Annotated in this window: 7 protein-coding genes; all 7 read left to right on the top strand. The window is 45.6% G+C overall.

What is annotated here, in order from left to right; genetic code table 11:
* Window positions 1-253: 253 nt before the first annotated feature.
* From K6T99_06335 to K6T99_06305, 7 genes are read left to right on the top strand one after another with little or no spacing between them, the layout of a single operon-like run.
* The gene (locus K6T99_06335; protein MCL6519433.1) at window positions 254-466 is read left to right on the top strand and encodes a helix-turn-helix domain-containing protein; all 213 of its coding nucleotides are present in this window, start codon (window positions 254-256) and stop codon (window positions 464-466) included.
* Entirely contained in the window at window positions 459-1,289 is an 831-nt protein-coding gene (locus tag K6T99_06330) for an ABC transporter permease (GenBank protein MCL6519432.1), read from the top strand. The genes K6T99_06335 and K6T99_06330 overlap by 8 nt, the downstream gene beginning before the upstream one ends.
* A gap of 2 nt (window positions 1,290-1,291) precedes the next feature.
* Window positions 1,292-2,041: an ABC transporter ATP-binding protein gene (locus K6T99_06325; protein MCL6519431.1), complete on the top strand. Its 750-nt coding sequence runs from the start codon at window positions 1,292-1,294 to the stop codon at window positions 2,039-2,041.
* Window positions 2,038-3,156 (top strand): glycosyltransferase family 4 protein, encoded by a 1,119-nt coding sequence (locus K6T99_06320; protein ID MCL6519430.1) that lies wholly within the window; start codon window positions 2,038-2,040, stop codon window positions 3,154-3,156. Before K6T99_06325 ends, K6T99_06320 begins: the two co-directional genes overlap by 4 nt.
* 17 nt (window positions 3,157-3,173) lie before the next feature.
* A complete protein-coding gene (locus tag K6T99_06315) occupies window positions 3,174-4,109 on the top strand; it encodes a sugar ABC transporter permease (protein ID MCL6519429.1) in 936 nt (311 codons plus the stop codon).
* Window positions 4,110-4,112: 3 nt separating this feature from the next.
* Window positions 4,113-4,943, top strand: coding sequence for a carbohydrate ABC transporter permease (locus K6T99_06310; protein ID MCL6519428.1), 831 nt, complete (start codon window positions 4,113-4,115; stop codon window positions 4,941-4,943).
* Window positions 4,944-4,955: 12 nt separating this feature from the next.
* Window positions 4,956-7,784, top strand: a complete 2,829-nt coding sequence (locus K6T99_06305) for a DUF4091 domain-containing protein (protein ID MCL6519427.1) — start codon at window positions 4,956-4,958, stop codon at window positions 7,782-7,784.
* Window positions 7,785-7,806 lie beyond the last annotated feature (22 nt).

Below are 7,806 nucleotides of genomic sequence, written 5' to 3'. Positions count from 1 at the left end.
GTTGAGCAGGTATAAAAACCATAGTTTTTTGTTAAAACTCCAGCTTTAAATAAGGCATCTATTTTATCTATAGACTATTTGCGACGAAATTGAAAGCCGACTAAAACGTTCCATATATCATTTGTTCTAATTTGCTACTTTATTCCGTCAAGATTTGACAACTAATATCAATAACGCTATACTACGGATGGTAACCATGTTTAGTTTTTGAACTAACAGCCTGTTGCCGCATGCTAGTATCTGTGAGGACAATATGGCAGACGAATTCCCTGATCTCTATACCATCGAGCAAGCCGCAAATTACCTTAAGGTCAGTCAATCATCTATTCGCTCGTATATTCGCCAGGGAAAGGTTAATGCCTACCGTGTTGCAGGAAAGCGAAAGGTTTTGATTCCTGGCGCGGAGCTGATGAAGTTACTTGTGCCTGTTCGCGAGGAGGCCGATAGGAGGCCAGCGGATGATTAGAGAGCTAGCAGAACTTTGGAAATACCGAGAGCTAGTGTTAAATCTTGTCATACGTGACATACGAGTCAGGTATAAGAACTCAGTTTTAGGATTTTTCTGGTCGCTCGCTAATCCACTTCTCCAGGTTGCGACAATTACCATAGTGTTCAAATTTATAATGAATGTAAAGATTCCAAACTATTCCGCATATTTGCTTTGTGCTTTTTTGCCATGGACCTTCTTTCAAATGTCGCTTCTCGATTCGAGTATGTCAGTTTTAATGCATGGTGACTTGGTAAAGAAGACATACTTTCCGCGAGAGGCGCTTCCTGTTTCAATTGTTTTGTCAAATCTAGTGCATTTTATTTTGGCACTCGGCCTTTTCTTTATTTACTTACTAGTGTTGGGAACTCCCATCTTGCTAACTTGGTTACTACTGCCGGTTGTTGTGCTCATCCAGCTTATCCTAACGCTTGGGATATCACTGTTTATATCATGTCTTAATGTATTTTATGAAGATATCAAATACATGATGACTGTGCTTCTTACAGTGGCATTTTATGGTACTCCAATCATTTTTCTTGTTGAGCAGATTTACTATTCGGATAAAATACCAGCGGCATACCAGGGGCTTGTGCTGAAGTTTTTCTATCTAAATCCGCTCTCAATGTTAATGATTGCATATCGAAAGCTTCTTCTACCTCCATTCAACGTTGGTGAAATAAGAGACCTAGGGATGAATTACACATACCTTGGACTTGCGGCAGTAACTTCACTTTTAATTTTTATTGCTGGCTATACCTTTTTCAATCGCAAGAAGTGGCTGTTTGCTGAGTTACTTTAAATATGGAAATCATACGTATTGAAAACCTTACAAAAACATTTCGTCTATACCATGATAGATTTGGCACTCTTAAATCGCTAGTGCTCTCGTTCCGCAGACCAAAATATGAGATCATTTATGCCCTCAAGGGGATTAGCTTTTCAGTTCAATCTGGTGAGACGCTTGCTGTAATTGGAGAAAATGGTTCGGGCAAGAGCACTCTTCTAGGGATTATAGGGTCTGTTTACAAGCCTACATCCGGCTTAGTTGAAGTAAAAGGACGAGTTTCTGCACTGCTTGAGCTTGGGGCAGGTTTCCATCCTGACTTGACCGGGATTGAGAATATATATCTAAATGCATCTATCTTGGGTCTCCCACGCAAGGAGGTCCGTCGTCGGATGGACGAGATAGTCAAGTTTGCTGAACTGGAGCGGTTCATCGATGCACCACTTCGCACGTATTCTTCCGGTATGGTAATGCGCCTGGGGTTCTCAATAGCAGTGCAAGTGGACCCAGACATACTACTCGTTGATGAGGTCCTGGCGGTTGGTGATGAAGCATTCCAGCAAAGATGCTACGAAAAAGTATGCGAGTTTCAAAACAAAGGCAAGACAATTATTTTTGTATCTCACGATATGAAAGCAGTGCGCGAAGTGGCGAGCCGCGCAATTTGGCTTGATGCTGGGGAGATTCGCTTGGATGATGGCGTGGAAAAAGTCATTGATTCCTATCTTGCGCATTGCAAGATGCCTCGCCCGGTGGTCGAAAAATGAAAATAGGGATTGATGCTCGCCTCATCCAGGGTGGATTCTCCGGCGACCGGACGTATTGGCGCGGTTTAATTGGAGGCATTTCCAGAATTAATGAGGGCCATCAGGATGAATATCTCCTTTATACATTTTCGAAGCTTCCGCCACCCAATCCATCAGAAACTAGTGGTTTCGCAGTTCGTCAGCTAAGCGCATTGACTGGCCGGGACTGGTGCTTGTGGTCATTCCCGCGTATGCTAGGAAAAGATAGGGTACAAGTTGCACATGTTCAATACTCAATGCCCCCATATGCCCCATGTCCAATAATTACTTCTGTTCATGATGTATCATTCCGACGGTGTCCACAATTCTTTTCATTCAAAGACCGGTTTCTCCTTGACCTAGGCATGAGAATTGGAGCGCGTCGAGCGGCAAGGATACTTGTGCTTTCAAATTTCACAAAGAGCGAGATGATAGAATTGTATTGCGTGCCGCCGGAGAAAATTGAGGTTGTCTATCCAGGGGTAGAAGAACAATTCCAGCCACTCGATAAAGCTTATTCAAAGAAAATTATTCAAGAAAAGTATTCTATAAGCCAGTCGTTTATTGTTACCGTTGGGGTGATTCCTGCAAGGAAGAATATCCATTCCCTTATTCGTGCTTTTGGGATTCTAAAAGGAATCTTGCCAATAAAGCACAAACTTGTCATATTGGGAAATCACCGTGGACAGGACCGCCAGCTATTAAGGCTGGCTGATTCCATTGGAATCTCGGAAGACTTGATGCTGACCGGAGTCGTGTCCAATGAGGATTTGCCACATTTCTACAATGCGGCCGACCTCAGCGTCTATCCTTCGGTATACGAAGGATTTGGTCTCCCCGCGTTGGAGGCAATGGCGTGCGGGGTGCCTGTTATTACAAGCAATCTCTCAGCTCTGCCGGAAGTCATTGGCGACGCAGGATTAGCCGTTGACCCAACACCGGAAGCACTAGCGGACGCAATGGCGGAGGTGCTATCAAACATGTCACTAAGGTCCGAATTATCTGCTCGGGGGTTAAAGCGCGCAAAGACATTCAATTGGGATGCAACTGCACGACGTGTAGTTAAGATATATCGGGAAGTAGCAAGTATTAATTAGAGGCGTGGCTTCAGAGTATGAAAAGGTTCAAAAGAACAAGCCGAATTGAAAAGGTAAATATGCGGAATGGGCTACTCTTTACTCTTCCCGCATTGCTGGGGCTTGTTGGGTTCACACTATATCCTATGGCCGCATCCCTATATTATTCCTTCTGCCGATATACAGGACTCAAGCCGCCTGTGTGGATAGGGATGGGAAATTACGAATTCATGCTTCATGACCGCCTCTTGCGCGAGGCACTCTGGAACACTGTTTATTATACAGTGTTTGCTGTCCCACTTGGGATTATCACCGCTTTTGCACTAGCTGTTCTCTTGAATGCGAAAGTGCGGGGGCTTGCGTTCTTCCGCACTATTTTCTACCTCCCGTCGATAGTTCCTGTGGTTGCAAGCTCGGTACTCTGGCTATGGATTCTAAATCCCGAGAACGGCCTAGTAAACGCAATAATAGAAGGGTTCGGCAAGATTCTCGCAGCAGTTGGCCTCCCACAAATTAATGGTCCAGGATGGCTTGCCGACCCGCGCTGGTCAAAACCCGCTCTGATTCTAATGAGCGTCTGGGGTGTGGGCGCATGGGTTGTAATCTATCTTGCGGGACTTCAAGACGTGCCTCATGAGCTTTATGAGGCGGCAAGTCTCGATGGAGCAACCGGCTGGCAGAAAACGCGTCACGTAACAATACCTTTTATGAGTCCATACATTTTCTTTACTGCTGTTATGGGTGTCATAGGTAGTCTGCAATATTTCACTCAGGCATGGGTTATGACTCGCGGAACGGGCGGTCCTGTAAACTCGACGATGATGTTTTCTATGTACTTGTTCCAAAATGCATTCCAGTTTTTCAAAATGGGGTACGCTTGTGCAATGGCTTGGCTGCTTTTTATGCTTATTATGGCAGCTACCCTGCTAATTTTTAAGACATCGGCACGATATGTTTACTATGGAGGACGCTAGGCTATGGCGAGGGAAAGCAAAGTATTACGAATTGCAACCTATTGCGCGCTGATTATCTTCAGCGTGGCTTTCTTTCTGCCATTTTACTGGTTGATAACAACATCTCTTAAGACTGAAAACCAAATTTTCCGAATACCGCCGGTGTGGATTCCGCATCCACTTAAGTGGTCGAACTATACCGAGGGTTTAACTTTTGTCCCGTTTTTTACCTATTTGAGGAATACGCTAATTATTTCGGTATCCAACGTTATTGGCGCATTGCTTTCTTGTTCACTTGTAGCATATGGGCTTGCAATAATACCTTGGCGAGGAAGAGATTTCGTTTTTTTCCTTCTCCTCAGCACTATGATGCTTCCTTATCAGGTAGTGATGGTTCCATTGTTTACTATTTTTACCAAGCTTGGCTGGATAGATACATTTCTCCCACTGATAGTGCCGTCGTTTCTTGGCAACGCATTTCTAATTTTCCTCCTCCGGCAGTTCTTTATGTCTATTCCTAAAGACTTGACTGATGCGGCACGAATCGATGGCTGTTCGGAACTTCAGATATACCGAGGAGTGATAGTGCCCCTTTCGAAACCGGCGCTGGCGACAGTAGCACTGTTTAGCTTTATGGGTGCGTGGAATGACTATCTCGGACCTCTAATCTACCTCTTTGATCAGTCGAAATATACACTTTCACTTGGATTGGCGATGTTTTCAAGCCAGTACGGTTCCTATTGGGGGATGCTCATGGCTGTGTCAACAGTCGTAACTATTCCCATTGTCATACTTTTCTTCTTCACACAGCGAACCTTCATTCAAGGAATAACAATGACGGGCATAAAGGGCTGAAAGGTAACATAGATGGGTGCACGAAGGGTTGCGCTGAAAACCATTTCACTAATTGTATTCGCCAAAGTTGTTCTTGCTCAAATTCCAGCAAATGCGGAGGAGCCCAAATCATCATCGCCGTTGCTGACCATTCCGAGGATTACTCGACCGATAGCGATTGACGGCCGGCTAAGTGATGATGAGTGGGGACTGGCAACGAAAGTACCTTACACTCTCTTAATGCGTACTTGGCGCATGCCAACTCAAGATACGCAAATCTATGTTTGTTATTCTGAGCGCATGCTTTATATAGCCTTCGATTGCCACGAGGAGAAGATGCCTAGAGTCGTTGGCAGGCTCGAAGAGCGGGATAGCGACATCTTTCGCGCCGATTGTGTTGAGGTTTTCATCCAACCTGAGCGCGAAATGCAATCTTATTATCACTTCGCCGTGGGTATTTCAGGGACAATGTATGACGCTATAAAGCCTAAGCCAACGCAAACTGATAGCTCTTGGAACGCTGATTGGAAGGCGGCGGTTTCTCTGCGAAGGGATGGCTGGTCTGCTGAAATAGAAATACCCTTTTCCGTTTTTGGTTCTTCGCCAGAGCCTGGTACACGCTGGAAAGTCAACTTTAGTCGCGAGAGTAGGTCGAGCGGCGAGTTTAGTTCTTGGTCGCCGGTGAAAGCAGGCTTTCACGAGCCGGATAACTTTGGAATGCTTGTTTTCGGTACCGATGTTCCCGTCATAAACATCAAGCAGTTTCTAGCTTCACCGAACGGTGTTGTTGAACGCAGCGGGGAAGTGACGAATACTACTAATAAGTCGCTCCAAATGCGCATGGAAACTTATTTAATGGAAGCTCTTCCAAAAACAATACGAGAGATTACGCTTTCGATAGAACCTCATTCCTCTCAAAAGTTCCACCTTGTTGATGAGTTTAGAGAGGAAGGTAGGCTTACGGCTGTTCTCGAAGCTTCGGTCGGGGGCAAGCCTTTCTATAGGATTTTACGGCCTTATGATGTTCCTCTTATTAGAACAAGGCTTGCGGAGATTTCTGCAAGATTGAGAACCCTAGAGTTGTATTTAAGAAGAATGCCAAAAGACATGACGGATAGTCTAGCTGCCAGCTTTGAAGCGCTCAAAGCACGACGCGATGCCGTATTCAAGTCTGTGCAATACATTCCAGAGGCGACTTCCGGTCAGCTTGCAGGGATGTCAAGATCTCTTGACGAACTTGAGCGTTGTTTATCTATCACCGAGTTCCACGCCAAAATCAAGAAACTAAAAATTGCTGTCGAACCAGGCCGTGAGTTTGCCATATGGCCTGCTGACCCTTGGACGCAGTTGAAGCCCTATGATATTCCGAAAGATATCCAACCGTCTCCTGAAGTTCATGCCATAGCATACCGCGGCGAGAAAGTGTACATGGCTTTCAATATAACAAATTTAAGCGACTCAACGCTCGATTTCCGAATAGTCATTGACCAATCTACAGGAAATATTCCAGCGGACCATGTGCAGATTCGAACATGCGTGTTTGTTAAAGAAGATGCTGAGGCCGAAACCTTTGTCGGCGATGCGCTTCCGCTTATAGACGAAGCAGGCAGATTGACGATTCCTTCGGAGCAAAGCAGCCAAGTGTTCCTTGTGGTTAAAACCGATGGTTTGGAGGCAGGAGATTACACAGGTTTTCTAAGCGTCAAGCCGCTGACAGGAGGACCTGAACAAAAGGTGAAGGTAAGCTTTACAATCTATCCGTTGGATCTACCTCGCGAGCCGAAGCCATGGATTTGCACGTGGGGCGACATACTGAAAATATCTTGGGCGCAGGCAAATCCTCAGGCGTATCTTAGGGATGCTGTTGAGCACGGTGTGAATGTCTTCCTTATCAGCCCAAATCTCGTGATGCCAACATTTGACAAAGAAGGCAACCTTGCAAAGCCAATAGACTATACAAAGCATGATGAGTTGGTTGCCGCATATAAATCATATGGAATGGTTGCCGGCATATATAGTATTGGATTATTCTACGACAATGTGGCTAAGAAGGCCGGCTTCGAATATATGGGTCCCGAATACAGGAGGGGTTTCGTTAACTGGTTTCGAGATTGGGTTGGCCATTTGAAATCTCTTGGCTTAGATTACAATGATTTTGCATTCGAGCTTGTTGATGAGCCCGCATCACAGGCGAAGCTCAAAATCCACGCAGATATTGGCCGCTTGGTCCGCGAGGCCGACCCAAAGGCAAGGATATTGGTTACGGCAAACTTTACCGAGGTCGAGCGCCTGAAGCTGATAAAAGACGCGGTTGATATTTGGGTGCCTCGCGGTCCTGTGATAGAGGACGAAGACGCTCGCAATTTCATGAGGAACACTGGCAAGGAAATATGGCTTTATGTATGTAGCGGCGACTCTAAACGTCTAGATCCAGTAGGTTATTACCGTTCGCTTGCCTGGCAATCATTCCGCCATGGCCTTACAGGCTGGGGATACTTTGCTCATATGTGGTGGGGTGAGATACCTTGGGAGTCAGCAAATATAAAAAATGAGCGCCTAGCTACATTCTCAACTGTTTACCCTGGTTTAAACGGGCCTGTGCCGTCACGTCGTTGGGAGGCTTTTTGGAAAGGGCACGAAGACTTCCGTGCTCTTCACCTTCTGGGCCGGCTTGTATCGGAAGCAGAGAAGTCTGGTAAGGATACTTCTAGTGCGAAGTTGGTGCTGGAGGAAGCTAGAAACGCATTTTCCGACTTGCAGTCAATTGCAGAGAAGCACATTTCTACCGCCACGTTGTCAAAATATCTTGACGACCTGCGCCGTAGGGTTGCGGAGGTAAGTTTGAATCTTGCAAGGAAGTAGAAATTCACCTGAGGAGAGAGGT

The sequence above is a fragment of the Armatimonadota bacterium genome, assembly GCA_023511795.1.
Lineage (GTDB): Bacteria > Armatimonadota > UBA5829 > DTJY01 > DTJY01 > JAIMAU01.
Note: the sequence above shows the minus strand (reverse complement) of the source record. Positions and strands in the feature narration are given on the sequence as shown.

Bases quoted from the DNA above. Each gene is read 5' to 3' on its own strand.
- K6T99_06305 (MCL6519427.1), top strand. From the start codon at position 4,956: ATGGGTGCACGAAGGGTTGCGCTGAAAACCATTTCACTAATTGTATTC.
- K6T99_06325 (MCL6519431.1), top strand. From the start codon at position 1,292: ATGGAAATCATACGTATTGAAAACCTTACAAAAACATTTCGTCTATAC.
- K6T99_06315 (MCL6519429.1), top strand. From the start codon at position 3,174: ATGAAAAGGTTCAAAAGAACAAGCCGAATTGAAAAGGTAAATATGCGG.
- K6T99_06330 (MCL6519432.1), top strand. From the start codon at position 459: ATGATTAGAGAGCTAGCAGAACTTTGGAAATACCGAGAGCTAGTGTTA.
- K6T99_06310 (MCL6519428.1), top strand. From the start codon at position 4,113: ATGGCGAGGGAAAGCAAAGTATTACGAATTGCAACCTATTGCGCGCTG.
- K6T99_06335 (MCL6519433.1), top strand. From the start codon at position 254: ATGGCAGACGAATTCCCTGATCTCTATACCATCGAGCAAGCCGCAAAT.
- K6T99_06320 (MCL6519430.1), top strand. From the start codon at position 2,038: ATGAAAATAGGGATTGATGCTCGCCTCATCCAGGGTGGATTCTCCGGC.